13 protein-coding genes are annotated in these 14,704 nt (G+C 61.6%); 5 read left to right on the forward strand and 8 right to left on the reverse strand.

Going from position 1 to position 14,704, the window contains the following annotated elements:
* Window positions 1-114: 114 nt before the first annotated feature.
* From P3T20_RS22390 to P3T20_RS22405, 4 genes are all read left to right on the forward strand, one after another.
* Entirely contained in the window at window positions 115-1,494 is a 1,380-nt protein-coding gene (locus tag P3T20_RS22390) for an MFS transporter (RefSeq protein ID WP_429287853.1), read from the forward strand.
* Between the two features lie 54 nt (window positions 1,495-1,548).
* Window positions 1,549-2,928, forward strand: coding sequence for an MEDS domain-containing protein (locus P3T20_RS22395; RefSeq protein WP_429287854.1), 1,380 nt, complete (start codon window positions 1,549-1,551; stop codon window positions 2,926-2,928).
* A 121-nt stretch (window positions 2,929-3,049) separates the two neighbouring features.
* Window positions 3,050-3,817, forward strand: a complete 768-nt coding sequence (locus P3T20_RS22400) for a class II aldolase/adducin family protein (RefSeq protein ID WP_429287855.1) — start codon at window positions 3,050-3,052, stop codon at window positions 3,815-3,817.
* Window positions 3,818-4,187: 370 nt separating this feature from the next.
* Entirely contained in the window at window positions 4,188-4,664 is a 477-nt protein-coding gene (locus P3T20_RS22405; RefSeq protein WP_429287856.1) for a DUF2844 domain-containing protein, read from the forward strand.
* Here the strand turns inward: P3T20_RS22405 and P3T20_RS22410 are convergent.
* Window positions 4,622-5,002 carry a hypothetical protein gene (locus tag P3T20_RS22410; protein ID WP_429288137.1) on the reverse strand — a complete coding sequence of 127 codons (381 nt, stop codon included), beginning with the start codon at window positions 5,000-5,002 and terminating at the stop codon, window positions 4,622-4,624. The two genes, P3T20_RS22405 and P3T20_RS22410, sit on opposite strands and share 43 nt — an antisense overlap.
* On the opposite strand from P3T20_RS22410, the gene P3T20_RS22415 reads away from it, so the two are divergent.
* Window positions 4,908-5,996 carry a DUF3443 domain-containing protein gene (locus tag P3T20_RS22415; protein WP_429288115.1) on the forward strand — a complete coding sequence of 363 codons (1,089 nt, stop codon included), beginning with the start codon at window positions 4,908-4,910 and terminating at the stop codon, window positions 5,994-5,996. The genes P3T20_RS22410 and P3T20_RS22415 overlap by 95 nt on opposite strands.
* 57 nt (window positions 5,997-6,053) lie before the next feature.
* Here P3T20_RS22415 and P3T20_RS22420 read toward each other — a convergent pair whose 3' ends face one another.
* Genes P3T20_RS22420 through P3T20_RS22450 form a run of 7 tightly spaced genes read right to left on the reverse strand, consistent with a single transcriptional unit; the run spans window position 6,054 to window position 14,264 of the window.
* A complete protein-coding gene (locus tag P3T20_RS22420) occupies window positions 6,054-7,280 on the reverse strand; it encodes an HlyD family efflux transporter periplasmic adaptor subunit (RefSeq protein ID WP_429287857.1) in 1,227 nt (408 codons plus the stop codon).
* A 5-nt stretch (window positions 7,281-7,285) separates the two neighbouring features.
* Window positions 7,286-8,881, reverse strand: a complete 1,596-nt coding sequence (locus P3T20_RS22425; protein ID WP_429287858.1) for an efflux transporter outer membrane subunit — start codon at window positions 8,879-8,881, stop codon at window positions 7,286-7,288.
* A 3-nt stretch (window positions 8,882-8,884) separates the two neighbouring features.
* Window positions 8,885-9,865: a glycosyltransferase family 2 protein gene (locus P3T20_RS22430; RefSeq protein WP_429287859.1), complete on the reverse strand. Its 981-nt coding sequence runs from the start codon at window positions 9,863-9,865 to the stop codon at window positions 8,885-8,887.
* 22 nt (window positions 9,866-9,887) lie between these two features.
* Window positions 9,888-11,456 carry a DHA2 family efflux MFS transporter permease subunit gene (locus tag P3T20_RS22435; RefSeq protein ID WP_429287860.1) on the reverse strand — a complete coding sequence of 523 codons (1,569 nt, stop codon included), beginning with the start codon at window positions 11,454-11,456 and terminating at the stop codon, window positions 9,888-9,890.
* The gene (locus P3T20_RS22440; protein ID WP_074267891.1) at window positions 11,453-12,757 is read right to left on the reverse strand and encodes a glycosyltransferase; all 1,305 of its coding nucleotides are present in this window, start codon (window positions 12,755-12,757) and stop codon (window positions 11,453-11,455) included. Before P3T20_RS22440 ends, P3T20_RS22435 begins: the two co-directional genes overlap by 4 nt.
* A gap of 14 nt (window positions 12,758-12,771) precedes the next feature.
* Window positions 12,772-13,341 (reverse strand): methyltransferase family protein, encoded by a 570-nt coding sequence (locus P3T20_RS22445; protein WP_074267890.1) that lies wholly within the window; start codon window positions 13,339-13,341, stop codon window positions 12,772-12,774.
* Between the two features lie 2 nt (window positions 13,342-13,343).
* Complete coding sequence (locus P3T20_RS22450; protein WP_074267889.1) at window positions 13,344-14,264, reverse strand: alpha/beta fold hydrolase; 921 nt, start codon at window positions 14,262-14,264, stop codon at window positions 13,344-13,346.
* Window positions 14,265-14,704: the final 440 nt, after the last annotated feature.

The raw sequence follows: 14,704 nt of genomic DNA on the forward strand, positions 1-14,704 counted from the left end.
TTGCAGGCGGTTTATCAAGCCTGACTGGGGGATTAGAGTGGGGCATGGATATCGGTCAGGCGAACCCGCCTGATCCGCTTGAGTCCCTAACCGCGCTCTACCCGACCGACCATCATGCACAGACAATCGACCCGATCTCCGCGTCTCGCCCTGCTCGCCGCCAGTCTTGGCTTCGTCATCATCTGCCTCGACGTGACGGTCGTGAACGTCGCACTCGGGCGGATTCAGGAAACGTTATCCGTCAGCTCCACGGAGCTCGAATGGGTGCTCAACGCCTATACGCTCGCCTTCGCCGCCCTGCTGCTCAGCGCCGGCGCACTCGGCGACCGGTTGGGCGCGCGGCGCGTTTTCGTCGGCGGCTTTGCGATCTTCACATTGGCGTCGGTAGCATGCGGCTTCGCATCCGGAGCGCTCACGCTTGTCGCGGCGCGTACGGTACAAGGCGTCGGGGCGGCGCTGTGTGTGCCGTCGTCGCTATCGCTGCTGAGCGCGGCCTTTCCCGACCCGCGGGCGCGCGCCAAAGCCGTGAGTATCTGGGCCGGAACCGCCGCGCTAGCGCTGGGTGCAGGCCCGCTCGTGGGCGGCTTGCTGATCGACCGTTTCGGTTGGCCAAGCATCTTTCTGATCAACGTGCCGTTCGGCGTTGCCGGCATCTGGCTCACGCTCGCCCATGCGCCCGATACCCTCCGTCACGCGGCACGCCGCATCGATCTGGCCGGCCAGATGCTAGCGGTGATTGCGCTGGTGGCGTTGATGTTCGCCGTCGTCGAAAGTGGCAGGTTGGGCTGGGGTAGCCCGGCTGTGATGACGGGTATCGTTTGTTTCGTCGTGTTCGGCGCGTTGTTCGTGCTGGCGGAAGCGCGGCAAAAGGAACCGATGCTGCCGCTGTCGCTGTTCCATATACCGGCGGTCAGCGTAAGTTCGTTGATCGGACTGTCGCTCAACTTTGGCTATTACGGGCTGATGTTCGCCATGAGCCTCTTCTTCCAGCATGTCCGGCACTACACGCCGCTCGAGACCGGTCTCGCCTTCCTGCCGATGACCGCCGTTGTCACCGTAGCCAACCTCGCATCCGGCGCGCTCACCTCACGATTCGGCTACCGTCTTCCGATGGTCGTCGGGCAGGCCGTGGCGGGGCTCGGTTTTCTGTCGCTGGCGCTGCTCGAGGTCAACAGCAGTGACCTGATAATCACCGCTCCGATGCTGGCAATCGGTGTTGGCGTCGCGCTGGCCGTACCGTCGATCAACACCGCCCTCCTCGCGCATGTCGAGCCCCGTTCCGTCGGTATCGCTTCAGGTTTGCTGAACACGGCGCGCCAAATTGGAGGCGCACTCGGCGTGGGCATCTTCGGTTCGCTCATCGCCAGAACGGCAGGCAATCCCGTCACCGGACTGCACACCGCCGTCGTACTGGCAGGTGTATTGATGATGGCAGGCGTGGTGATCGCGATTGCGGGGTTGAAGACATCCGGCGGGATGCCAGCCGCAGCATAGCGGCATTAGCGGACGCATCATTCCAAATGAATGCGCATCTGCTAAATTACACGGATGCAAGAAGATTCCGCGGACTACCACGCGCCATCCGGCATCGCGGCGCTGCCTTCCCTCGCTTGGGGAAGCCATATCGGTCAACTTTACGGTTCGGCCGCAGATTTGCGCGACCTTATTATTCCCTTCTTTCGGGCGGGTCTTGAGAACAACGAGCGTTGCCTGTGGGTAACCGGTACACCGCTCGACGCGGACGAGGCGCGCTCCGCACTGCGCGCGGTCGTCCCCGACCTCGACGCACGCGAGCAAAGCGGTCAGATCGAGATCCAGGACACGAGTGCCTTCTACAAGCAGGGCGAACCGCTGCGGCCACAGGCGCTCGTCGCAGGTCTCGTGCAACGCGAGCAGGAGGCACTTGCCGCCGGCTACCGCGGTCTGCGCACCAACGGCAATTGCGCGTGGGTCGACAAAGCGAACTGGAGTGGCTTTCTCGATTATGAATCCGGCGTTGACGAGGCGGTCCATGGGCGGCGTCTCATCTGCATGTGCAGTTACCAGCATGACCGCATCGAAGCGGGGCAAGTCAGAGACGTCCTCGAAAGACACGGCCTCGTGCTGCATAGCCCGCGTTCGAACAGCACGGAACCGGGCCAACTCGATGGCGGTGCGGCGTGCACATTGCCAGGCACGGCCGCCATGCACGACGCCCCGCACGATGCCGAGGAAGCTGGCATGCGGCTCGCGGAAACCGAAGCACGACTTTCCGACGCCCTTGCGCTGAACGCGCTGCACCATCAGTCGATCGCGGTGCTTGGTCACGATCTTCGCAATCCGCTCGTCGCCATCAGCGCGGGTGCAACATTCTTGCTCCGCAGCAAGCTGGACGACAAGGCACGCGCAATTTCGGAAGCCATCGCCCGAAGCGCGGATCATATGGCCGCCCTGATTGACGATCTCTCGGACATGTCGCGCGGCCGGCTCGGCAACGGCATCTCCCTGCGCCTCAGCCGCGAAGGGCTGGAGCCCGCCTTGCGTCACGTCGTCGAAGAGTTGCGCCTCGCTCATCCGGGGCGCCAGATCGAAGTCACCCTGTCACTGCGGTACCCAGTCGAAACAGACCCGGTCTACATGGCGCGGCTCCTGTCCAATCTCCTCAAGAATGCGCTGATTTACGGTTCGCAAACAGATCCGGTCGAGGTCAACGTATCCGCGGATACCGACTTCATCCTCTCGGTCAGCAACAAGGGGCCGCAAATTCCGCACGAAAGCCAAAAGCTGCTGTTCGCGCCGTTCACGCGCGGCGCGCTCGCCGCCGATCAGCAAGGACTGGGACTCGGGCTCTACATCGTCGCCGAGATCGCGCGCGCCCACGGCGGCACGATCGAAGTCGCTTCGACGGAAGACGAAACGCGCTTCAGCTTTCGCATGCCGATCAGATAAAAAGAAGGCTCGGACAAACACGTCCAGGGGCCGCCGGCGCCGACACGTCTCGTCAAAAAGTGCTACGTTGCAAGGGTTCCCGCCGCTCAGCGGCCAACGTTAAACCTGCAACGGAGAAACGATGAACAACCCTTCCCGACGTGTACAAGATATTGTTTCTGAAGCCGAGTGGAATACGCGCATCAACCTTGCTGCGTCGTACCGTCTCATCGCCCATTTCGGCATGTCGGATCTCATCTATAACCACATCACCGCGAGAGTCCCGGGCAGCCATACAGAATTCCTCATCAACCCTTACGGGATGATGTACGAAGAAATTACAGCGTCGAGCCTCGTCAAAGTCGATCTCGACGGCAATGTCCTCTTCAATGTCGACGACAACTTCAGCGTCAATCGCGCCGGCTACGTGATCCATAGCGCGATACACGCCGCTCGCCACGACGTGGAATGTGTCATTCACACGCATACACGCGCGGGCATGGCCGTCTCCGTGCTGGAGTGCGGTCTCCTGCCGCTTACCCAGATGGCGATGCGCTTCGATTCCATTGCCTATCACGAGTACGAAGGTGTCGCGGTGGATCTGGACGAGCAGAGCCGGCTGGTAAAAGACCTCGGCGAGCGCGACGTGATGGTCTTGCGCAACCACGGACTATTGTCGGTAGAGAAAAGTATCGCCGAGGCCTTTAACGCGATGTATTGGCTCGAGATGGCGTGTCGCGCTCAGGTCGACGCAATGGCATGCAATACGCCGCTGCATGTGCCGCCGCAAGCGGTGGTTGAAAAAACGAACCATCTATATCGACCGCAGGTTCGGCGGCCGTTTGGCGTGATGGAATGGCCGGCGATGCTGCGTCTTCTTGATCGGCGCGACGAGTCTTACAAGAGCTGACAAACCCGCTGGCAGCATTCAAGTATCCGCACAGCCTCCCGGGGCCGGCGCTCGCCGTTCCCGTCGACGGCATCGCGAAATAGCCAATGGTCTATCGACGAGCATTGGCACGCCATTTTCAATTCAGGCTTACCTGAATGGCGAGTAGGGAAATACCGAACGACGCGTTTAAAACCCTGAATTATTTATCCGAATTTATCTTTCGTAAGAAAGTATAAAGTTATCCAACTATTTTCCGATATTCAGTCAGCTTCGACTCGATATGAGCGCGACGCGGGATTCGTCGTGTGTCTTCGTCTTTCACCTTCTACTCGCTGTGCATAAACCCAATAAGGACGCCCGGGCCGTCCTCAAAAAACAAAGGAAACCAATGCGTACCAGTCAGCTCTGCGTCGCAATAGCTATTGCAATGGCGACGTTTGAAACCGCGACACCCGCATACGCGGAACTCGGGGGGCCGCCGACCTGGTCGTCGAGCGGCACCAACAACGTGACGATCCTCGCGCAGCGCCAGAGCACCGCCTCGGTCACGTACAGCGTGAACCAAACCACCCTTACGTCCGGCACGGTCGTCAGTGAGTACGTGGCGCAAAGCGGCACCGTCTTTGCCATCACATGGCACGGGCCAAAGATCGCTCCGCTCAATACCTTGCTAGGCACTTACTTCTCCGCTTATCTGCAGGGCTTGTCCACCGCACGCGCGACGATGGGTGGAGGCTCCGGCCCGCTATCGGTTCAGCAGTCCGGGCTCGTGGTAGAGACGGGCGGCCACATGGGGGCCTACACCGGTCGTGCGTACCTGCCTCAGGCATTCCCGCAAGGGTTCAGTGCCGACGACATCCAATAAACGGGAAACAGAACAATGCGAGCAATTTTCGGGGTTATGGTCGCGGCATTGACGATTGGCCTCGCCGCATGTGGCGGCGGAGGCAGTTCGAATTCAACGACCTCCAGCACAACGAGTTCCGGTACTTCCAGTAGTACGAGCAGCAGCACCACCACCACTTCCTCGACCAGCACGTCGACGCTCGCCACCGACGCGTCGGCCACGCCGACGTCCAGCAGCGCGACCAACACGGTTCCCATCACGATTTCGTCTGCACCGTACGGCAACAAAAACCGCCCGATGGTAAGCGTGACGGTCTGTACGCCGGGAAGCAATGCTGCGTCGAACTGTTCGACCATCGACAACGTCCTTCTCGATACCGGTTCGTACGGACTGCGTTTGTATGCGTCCGTCGTACCTAGCACGACGCTCTCGACGCTGACGACGCAAACGCAATCCTCAACCAGCGACACGATCGCCGAATGCGCGATCTTTGGTAGCGGCTACACGTGGGGCACAGTTCGCAGCGCAGACATCAAGATGTCCAGCGAGATTGCGGAAAACGTGCCGATCCACATCATGACCGACTCGACGCTCGCAGAGTCGGCGCCGTCGGATTGCCAGGTCAGTACTGCGCTCAGCACGCCGGCGCTGCTCGGCGCGAACGGTATCCTCGGCGTAGGCGTGCGGCCCCAGGACTGTGGCTCGAGTTGCGTGAGCGGCTCACAAAGCGCCGCCTACTATGCTTGCGGCAGCTCGACGTGCACGGCCACCACAGAGGCTCTCGCATCGCAGGTGGGCAACCCGGTCCAGTATTTCACGACCGACAACAACGGCGTGATCGTCGAGATCTCACAGGTCTCCGATAGCGGAGGCAGCACGGCGTCCGGAACACTGGTGTTCGGCATCGATACCGAGACCAACAATGTGCTATCCGGCACAAGCGCGACCGTCTTCACCACAGACGAGTATGGCGACGTAACGGCAACGTTTAACGGCACCACCTATACGGACAACGCGTTCTTCGACACAGGCTCAAACGGTCTGTTCTTCGCGGACTCGAGTATTTCCCAGAACAGCAGCACATGGTACACACCGTCGAGCACGTTGGGTCTGTCGGCTACGGTCACGGGTTCCAATTCATCGAGCGCGAGCATTGGTTTCAACATTGCCAACGCAACCACGCTGTTTGCAACGGGCAATTACGCATTCAACGATCTCGGTGCGTATCTGTCCGGCAGCTTTGACTTCGGGTTGCCGTTCTTCTACGGGCGGCATGTGTACTTCGGCATTACCGGTACATCGTCAGCCGGCGGCGGAAGCGGGCCATACGTGTCGTACGTATCGAGCTGATCGTCGGTTGTGACACTAAAGGCCGGCGCCTTCAAGGCGTGGGCCGTTTGCATGAAATTAACGGCTGGCGCCTCCGGGGCGCTGGCCGTTTGCATCATGGGAACCGGAAACATCGTTTTCCTCAATAAGTTTCCGCGCCAGGGCGTCGGCCTGTTCTGTCTCATCGTTGGCGACAGGCGCAATGCTTGCCCCTGCGGGATCGGTGGCACTGGCCAACGCTCCGTCACGTTGATGAGTGTCGACCGACACGACCATCGACAACCCAACCCGCAGCGGATGCGCAACCAGTTCCGCCGGGTCGAGAGAAACGATCACCGGTACGCGCTGCACGACCTTGATCCAGTTGCCGGCCGCGTTTTGCGGCGGCAACATCGAAAACGCACTGCCCGTTCCGGGCGACAGTCCACCGATGCGGCCATGGAATACCATCCCCGAACCATACAGGTCGGAGACTGCGGAAACCGGCTGGCCGATGCGCAGGTTGCGGACTTGCCCTTCCTTGAAGTTCGCCTCGATCCAGAGTTGCCTGACCGGCACCACCGTCATCAGCTGGGCGCCGGGCGCAACCGGTTGACCAACCTGCACGGCGCGCTGAGCCACGGCGCCTTCGACGGGCGCCACGAGCGTCGTGCGCGCGAGCCTGACATACGCAAGCTTCAGTTGCTGCACCGCCAGCGACACGGCTGGATCGTCCTCCACGTTCCCCGAACCACTCGCCGCGAGTCCGCTGGCAAGCTGGCTGCGCGCCGCGGCCAGATTGGCCTGCGCAACGGCAACGGCCTCTCTCGCGCGCTCGTACTCTTCGCCGGACACCACCTGCACGGTGGCACCCGAGCGCGCCTTCAGTGCCTGCTCGGCCTGTGCGAGTTCCGCCGCACGGGCGTCGACCGCAGCGCGGTACATTGCATTGGCGAACTGGGCGCTGCGCGTCTGCCGCACTGCGCGGATGAGGTCCCCCTCGGCCTGCCCAAGCGCAATACGCGCTTCTGTATCGTCGAGCCGCACCAGCGGCTGTCCGGCCTTGACGTACTGCGTATTGCCTACCAGCACCTCCCGCGCGGTGCCCGCCACCTGCGCGGCGATCGGCACCACGTTGCCGGCGACATACGCGTTATCCGTTTCCTCGAAGAAACGGCCGGAGACAAACCAGTTCACACCTACCGCGGCGGCCGCAACCGCCGCTACGCCGAACAGCAGCATAAACAGACGGTTTCGGCGCGAAATCTTCCTTGGATCGCGATGCGCAAATGCCATGCGTTCGCCGGGCAGGTTTTCTGTACTCATGCGATTCAGCTAGAGGAAGGATTGTTGGATGAGCGATTATCACTCTGGCTTGCGGGCGAGTCCTGAATCGCGGGCTGGCGGGTCGCGGCGGGTGAAGCCGCAGCGGTACCCGTCTGGCTCGCCTCGTCGAAGCCGCCGCCCAGCGCGCGGATCAACGCAATGTCCGCATCGCGCCGTTGTGCCTCGAGTTCGAGAAGCCGCTGTTGCTCGTCGAGTTTCATATCGTGTTGCGCGAGAACATCCGCCTGTGGAATCAGGCCGCGGCGCTGCCGTTCAGTCGCGACCGCGATCATCTGTTCACGCGCGGCGAGGACGCGTTGCTGCTCGTCGATGAGTGTCGTAAGGCTGCGCATCGTCGCAATCGATCTGGACACCTCGGCAAGAGCCCCATCGAGTGTCTTGTTGTACAGCGCGATCGTCTCGTCAGCTTGTGCAAAGTCGCCATGCAGTTGCGAGCGCAACTGGCCGCGTTCGAAAATCGGCAGGGACACGGCAGGACCGATAGCAAAGAATGCCGACGCACTCGAGAACAGCGAGCCGAGACTCAACGACGACAGGCCACCCCCAGCAGACAGATTGATGTTCGGGTAGAACTCCGCGCGGGTAGCATCGATCTTTGCGGTTGCGGCCTGCACACGCAGCCTGGCCGCGACAATATCGGGGCGCCGTCCGAGCAGTTCGAGCGGCAGATTCGCGGGCACGGACAAGGCGTCGCTATCGGTAAGCGTCGGCCGTTGCAACGAGAGCCCGCGTTCCGGTCCCGCGCCGGTCAGCGCTCCAATCTGCAACTGCGTCTGCGTGATCGAATCGTCGATCGTCTGCAACTGCATGCGAAGCGCCGCCTGCTCGATCTGTTCCTGCTGCGCGCTGTAAGTGTTGTCGATGCCCCTCGCCTCGCGCGTGCGCCGGATCGCATCGAGTTGCTCGGCGTCATGGCGGCGCGCCTCCATCAGGTCGCGCCTCGCATACGCGTAGGCCAGTTGGCCGTAGAGGGTGACAAGCGAAGTGGTGAGGGTCAGGCGAGCCTGCTGCGCATCGACTCGCGCAGCATCGCGTGCCGACACCAGCGCCTGGGTGAGCGCGCGGTTCTTGCCCCACAGATCCAGTTCGTAGTTGGCGCCGACGATCACGCTCCCTGGCGACACCCACGGGTCGCTAAAGAGATCGATCGGTACCGTGGTGCCATCGAAATTCACGCTCGCCGCCCCGTCGACGGCAGGAAAGCGCGCCTTGTAGGCTGCCGCCGTCGCCGTCCCCGTCAGACCCGTGCCCGAGGCGAACCGTTCGAGTTGCGACTGCGCCTCGGCGATCCGCGCGCCGGCGATCTGAATGTCCGGATTGCCGGCAAGCGCTTCTGCGACCAGCGCGTCGAGTTGCCGGTCATGAAACGATGCGAACCATTGCGCCTCCGGCCACGCACCGCCTGCGTCTTTCGTGGTCTGCGCCAGTTCCTGCGGACCCGGCGAGCGCATGGCAAGCGGTTGATAGGGGGTGTGGTCCGCGCAACCGCTCAGTACACACAAGCCGCTCAGCAAAGTAGCCGATGTTAAAGCCCATAAGCGCTTTAACGCGTGCTGGACATGGCAGAGTTCGATCGCCATCGGTCAGCCGCGCGCCAGACGGGCGGCGAGCCGCGGACGCGCGGTTTCGAGCGGACCCAGCCTGCCAAACATGCCGTCGACAATCCCGCAGGCGATGCCGGAAAGCTTCGCCAGCTTGCCGGACTCGAAGAGCAACACCTGCCACACCTGCATGAGTGTGATGAAGTTAGGGATAAGCGCGACCGGAAGCGATAGCGTGTATTGCAGACACAGATGCATGCCGTTGCGTGCCATGTAATAGCGGCGAAACGCCGGATGGTTCATCGAAGTGAGGCATATCGGACCGAACCGGTGCTGCCGTTTTTCGCCGATGCGATGTGACAGGATGAGCCGTGGCTCCACATAAAAAGGTACGCCACGCTGCAACGCGCGCAATGAATATTCCGTGTCGACGTGGTCGATAAACAACGGTTCATCGAACGCACCCAACCTCTCATAAGCGAGGCGCGAAATGACGCAACCGGAAGACAGGAGAAAGGAGCACGGCTGCAACGATGCTCCCGCTTCGAAAGCCAGCGTGCGGATCGAAAAGCCGTTGCTGTACATCTGCGGCAGGAAGCGGCCGATGTTCTCGTCGTAGATACGCGGCCCGATAGCGAAGGCTCGTGCGCCGAGCGCGGCGCAGGACTCGCGCATCACGCGAAAGTAATCGGCACTCGCCAGCGAATCCTGATCGAACAGCGCCACCGCACCGATACCGCGTTCGAACAGGTGCACGAGGCCCCGGTTGTAGGCGCCGGCAATCCCGCCACGATTGGCATTACGAAGATATGCGATACCGTGCGCGGCCAGTCCATCGGCAATCGAGGTGGCAGGCGCCGGCGAATTGTCGACGACCAGCACCGGCACGCTAGGTTCGCACAGTTCGAGAAGATGCGTAAGCTGCTCGGGCGTCGGCCGATACAACACCACCAGCGCGCCGAGCAACGGCGCGGCGCTCTCGGTGGCGCCCGCGCTGCCCGAAGAGGTGATCGTTTCGCTCATGATCGTTATCTCCCCATACGCGTCAATGTCCGGCGCGCGCCGCGGAGATGCCGCGCCACGGCCTGGTGGCCCACATCAGCAAGGCAAGCGCGAGGCACACGAGGCTCGCCATATAGAACAGGTCGTTGGTCGCCATCATGTAGGCCTGTTGCTCGACCACACTGCGCACGGCGGCCAGCTGATTGGGGCCTAGTCCAAGCGTTTGCAGCGATCGCATGAACAGGCTCGTGCCGGTGGACGCATGCGTCACCGACTGCGCAAGATTGCCGTAGTGATGCGCGGCGCGATTGTCCCACCAGGTGACACTGAGCGCGGTGCCGAAAGCGGCCGAAAGCGTGCGCAAAAAATTCGACAGACCCGAGGCCGCCGCCAGTTTTTCGTTGGGGATACGCGACAGGATGGCCGCGCTCAACGGGATAAAAAAGCACGGCAGGCCGATGCCTTGAATGAAGGTCGGCGTGACGATCTGCCAGAACGACATCGTCAGGGTGAAGTGCGCGTCCCACGACAGCACGGCAAAAAACACCAGAAAACCAAACGACGTGACGACGCGCGCATCGAAGCGATCCAGAAACATGCCGACCAGCATGGAAAAAACCAGCGCAAGGATGCCGAGCGGCGCAACCGTCAATCCTGCCTGGAATGCGGTGTACCCCATCACGGTTTGCAGCCAGAGCGGAAAGATGACACCGATCACCGAGAAGCTCACCATCCCGAGCGAAATGATCGTCACGCCGAACGAAAACGTGCGGTCGCGAAACAGGCTGAGGTCGATCACCGGATAGGGCTCGGCCGATTCCCAGATCAGCAGCGAGACCAAGGCGAGCGCGGCGATCAGCGAAAGCCCGACGATCAGGGACGAGTCGAACCAGCCGTGATCGCGCCCGAGGTCGAGCACGCCCTGCAGCGCCCCCACACCGACTACGAGCAGCACGATACCCATCACGTCCATCGGCGGCTGATGCGGATCGGGTGGCTCGCGTCGCAGCAGCGCGGCGCATGCCGCGAAGGCAAACAAACCGATTGGCAGATTGATAAAGAAAATCCACGGCCAGGAAAACTGGTCGATGATCCAGCCACCCAGCACCGGCCCGAAGATCGGCGCGAGCAGAACCGTCATGGCCCACAACGCCAGCGCCAGCACACGCCTTTCCGGTGGAAACGCGCGCAGCAGGATGGCCTGTGAAAGCGGCACCATTGGGCCTGAACAGAGCCCCTGCATCGCACGGCATACCACCAGCAGTTCCAGGTTGCCAGCCATCCCGCATAGCAGCGAAGTCAGCGTGAATAGCAGCACGGACCAGACGAACAGGCGCGCCTCGCCGATCCGTTGCGACAGCCAGCCGGTCAGCGGCACGGCAATCGCCGCCGCCACCGAATACGAACTGATGACCCAGGTCGCCTGTGAATTCGACACAGCGAGACTGCCCGCGATGGACGGCACGGCGACGTTCGTCACGGTCGAATCGAGCACCTCGATGAAGGTGGCGAGTGAAAGCGCAAACGTCAGCAAGGCGAGCATCGCGCCGCGCAAAGGCGGCGCCTCGCGAGCGCTGAGATCCGGTATGACTACGTCGCTTGAAGTACTCATATGGACCGTGCTGTTCCCAGGGTCTTGCGGTCTGCGGGACGCGTGCCGGCAGCGGCACGTCGCTCGGCCAGACGCTCGATGTATTGCGCGGCGGCTTCGCAGGCGTCGGGGGCGGTGCCAATCCGTTGTCTGGCGATCGTGCAGCGCGCCGCGACCCATGGGTCCGTGGCGATGCGCGAGAGTGCGGACGCCAGCGCCTTACCGCTCGCCGGGCTGTCGATCCGGATGCCGCAACCGCTCTGCGCGACGCGCTGCGCGTTGTCGAACTGATCGTGCGCAAACGGCGTGACCACCTGCGCAACGCCTGCTTCGAATGCCAATGCAGCCGTGCCGATCCCGCCGTGATGAACCAGCGCCGCGCAGTGAGGCAGAAGCTTGCGCATCGGCACAAAGTCGCGCACCAGCACGTCGGCGCGCGCATGCCACCGGTCTCCCACGTTGCGGGCGAGGACGATAGCGCGTGCGCCGGTACGGCGCAGCGCTTCGTCGACGGCGCCGAAATACGCCCGCTCGTCGATCAGCGTGGAGCCCGGTGTGAAGACCACCGGCCGTTTGCCCGACGAAAGGAAAGCACTCAGCTCATCGTCGAACGCGCCGGGCGACACATCGTTGAAAAGCGGGAAACCCGCCATGAAATGGTTGCGCGGCCAGTCTGGCTGCGCGGCCGCAAACCAGTCCGGAAACAGACACAACACGCCGTCTGGCGAGTGCAGCCAGCGGCCGAGGATGCGGCTCGCCGGTGGCAGGCCCAGGCCCTGCCGGACGTCGTTCAGCGCGGGGCCGCAAGCCCTGTCGATAATGCCTGTCTCGATCATCTCCATGCACTTTGCCCTGAGCGGAAGCGGCAGCCACATGGGCACGGTCATACGCTTGTGGGTCGGCGGCGCGCTGGCGGACAGCAGCGTCGAAGGCGACACCTGAACAGATAGGTATGGCGTGCCGTGAACTTCCTGCATCAGGCGGGCGGCGAACGCCCACAGCGAGCCGACCAGTACCGTGTCGGAGGTCGTGAGCGCGGCAAGCTCATCGAAGTGCGGCCGGATCGACGGCGCGACGATGCTCCACAGCGTGCGAAACGACGTCCGCGGGTTCCAGAGCGCGGGGCAGGCCATCGCCCGCGCATACTCGTCCCACGTGCCGATCGGCACGAACGCAAAACCGTGCCGCTCGGCCAGCGGCGCGAATTGCGGATGCGTGCAAAGCACGATCCGGTGCCGCCGTTGCGCCAAAGCCCGGCCAATCCCGATGAATGGATGAACGTCGCCGGCCGAACCGATCGCGGTAATTACGATGTGAGCCATGGGTCGTGCGCCGCTCAATAGACCCAGGGCACAAGCGCCCTCACTTCGCGGCGATAGGTGCGGTAGGGGTCGCCGAAATGCTCCGACAACCACTGCTCCTCGACGCGAACCTTATAGGCCAGCGAAGCAAAGATCAGCGCGAAGCCGGCCACTCCGCGCCACTCCTCCGTAACCAGAGCGGCGCCGGCGATGGCGAACAGACAGCCGGTGTAGATCGGATGACGCACGAGCGCATAAGGTCCGCTGCGGACCAGCTCGTGATCCGCCTTCAAGGTGACCGATACGCTCCAGTTCGAGCCGAGATGGCGCCGCCCCCAGACCGAGAAACTCAGCCCGGCCACGATAATCGCCACCCCGATCCATTGTTGCGAATCGAAGTGCGCGTCCGCAAGACTCCAGGCGCCGGCCAGCCGGTCCGGTAATACCACCAGCGCACAGCCCACGATCAACGGAATCGACTGGATCGTGCGCGACAAACGATCCTCGCGCCTGACGGTTTTCTTCGCCCACGAGGAGGCCTTCATCCAGTAGGCGAGCCACACGGCCCACGGGCCGAGAACGGCAATCGAGTGATAGATCGTCATTTTCAACCTCCGAAATCCACGTTCATTCCGGGGGTCGCAAACGTTTGCGCGACGGACAGAGAAGACGGCACCTCAGGTCGTGAACGACCGAACTCTTGAGCTACACCGAAGAAACCGAGGATTTCCTCACGGATGGCGGCCGCCTGGGTTCGCCCTTCCAGTTCGAGGAAATGCCCCGTGTTCGGCACCGCAGCGAACTGCGCGTGCATGACGTAGCGGGCGAGGACACGAATGTCCTCCGCGGTGGTGTATTCGTCGAGCTCGCCGTTGAGGAACTTGAGCCGGCAGCGAATCTCGGCCAGCTTGCCGAGGTAGCTTTCCGGCTTCAGCGCCAGAATCTGTTCGGCATGGAACGAGACGCGGCGCTGATCTTCCTTCGGCAGGCCGGTGAGATAACGGTAGTTCAGCAGCTTCAGGATACGCGGCAGGTGCTTGCCTACGGTGTCGTTCAATAGCTGGGCGGCCTGCAGGTGCTCGCCGGCCTCGAGCATGTCCCGCGCCTGACTGACATAGGCGATCATCGCATCGTTGAGAAACGGCGAGAACGAGCCGATTACCGCGCCTTCGATACTGGCGGGCCGCCGCGCCAGGGCCAGCAGCGCCGCAAGGCCGCCCCAGGACACGGAATACAGGTAGCTCGGCTCGAAGTGATTGATCAGATGCAGCAGAATCTCCGCCTCGTCGTCCTTGGTCAGCAGGAACTCGCTGCGGTTGTGCTGCCGGGATTCGCCGGCATAAGGCAGGTCGAAACAGATAACGTTATATCGTTCGCCAAGGTATTTGATTGTTTGCCCAAATGAAGCTGATGTTGCGAGGGCCCCATTCACGAGAATTACGCTTTTCCGGTCAGCCTCGAAGATATGCCGCTCAGCCTGTACGCAAAGAGAATTGGGTAGACGAACGATTGTTTTTTCAACCGGCATAGAACCCCCTTCATTCTTAATTGAATGAAAAATTGATTTGCACTTTATCGAATGCAGTGCAACAGGCAGCGCATTGACATACAGCCACATCCATATAGGACAATGGCTTCCAGGATTTTGCGATGCAGTGATACTGCGAACAAATATTGTCTGAACAATTGTGAAAAATCAAGCACGTCTATATTTTATTTTTGGAATGAAAATTACTTATGTAAGGTTGGATAATATGCTTATTGAATTGCATATTAGAGAAATAATTCCCGAATGATATTTGTGTTGATTTTATGTCGGTAAATTATTCATCACCCGATTTATATTGTTATAACTCACGCAAAACCGGACAGCCGCATATCACGCTTCGTCCGAAGCCCCGCTCTCCCCCCACGGGGATATGAAGTTGTACCGACGTGCCGTGGCCACGCTTGCTGAAAACGACCGGT

The sequence above is a fragment of the Paraburkholderia sp. GAS206C genome, assembly GCF_050435645.1.
Classification (GTDB): Bacteria; Pseudomonadota; Gammaproteobacteria; order Burkholderiales; family Burkholderiaceae; genus Paraburkholderia; species Paraburkholderia phenazinium_B.

Bases quoted from the DNA above. Each gene is read 5' to 3' on its own strand.
- P3T20_RS22390 (WP_429287853.1), top strand. From the start codon at position 115: ATGCACAGACAATCGACCCGATCTCCGCGTCTCGCCCTGCTCGCCGCC.
- P3T20_RS22400 (WP_429287855.1), top strand. From the start codon at position 3,050: ATGAACAACCCTTCCCGACGTGTACAAGATATTGTTTCTGAAGCCGAG.
- P3T20_RS22435 (WP_429287860.1), bottom strand. From the start codon at position 11,456: ATGAGTACTTCAAGCGACGTAGTCATACCGGATCTCAGCGCTCGCGAG.
- P3T20_RS22405 (WP_429287856.1), top strand. From the start codon at position 4,188: ATGCGTACCAGTCAGCTCTGCGTCGCAATAGCTATTGCAATGGCGACG.
- P3T20_RS22440 (WP_074267891.1), bottom strand. From the start codon at position 12,757: ATGGCTCACATCGTAATTACCGCGATCGGTTCGGCCGGCGACGTTCAT.
- P3T20_RS22420 (WP_429287857.1), bottom strand. From the start codon at position 7,280: ATGAGTACAGAAAACCTGCCCGGCGAACGCATGGCATTTGCGCATCGC.
- P3T20_RS22445 (WP_074267890.1), bottom strand. From the start codon at position 13,341: ATGACGATCTATCACTCGATTGCCGTTCTCGGCCCGTGGGCCGTGTGG.
- P3T20_RS22425 (WP_429287858.1), bottom strand. From the start codon at position 8,881: ATGGCGATCGAACTCTGCCATGTCCAGCACGCGTTAAAGCGCTTATGG.
- P3T20_RS22395 (WP_429287854.1), top strand. From the start codon at position 1,549: ATGCAAGAAGATTCCGCGGACTACCACGCGCCATCCGGCATCGCGGCG.
- P3T20_RS22410 (WP_429288137.1), bottom strand. From the start codon at position 5,002: ATGGTCGAACAGTTCGACGCAGCATTGCTTCCCGGCGTACAGACCGTC.
- P3T20_RS22430 (WP_429287859.1), bottom strand. From the start codon at position 9,865: ATGAGCGAAACGATCACCTCTTCGGGCAGCGCGGGCGCCACCGAGAGC.
- P3T20_RS22450 (WP_074267889.1), bottom strand. From the start codon at position 14,264: ATGCCGGTTGAAAAAACAATCGTTCGTCTACCCAATTCTCTTTGCGTA.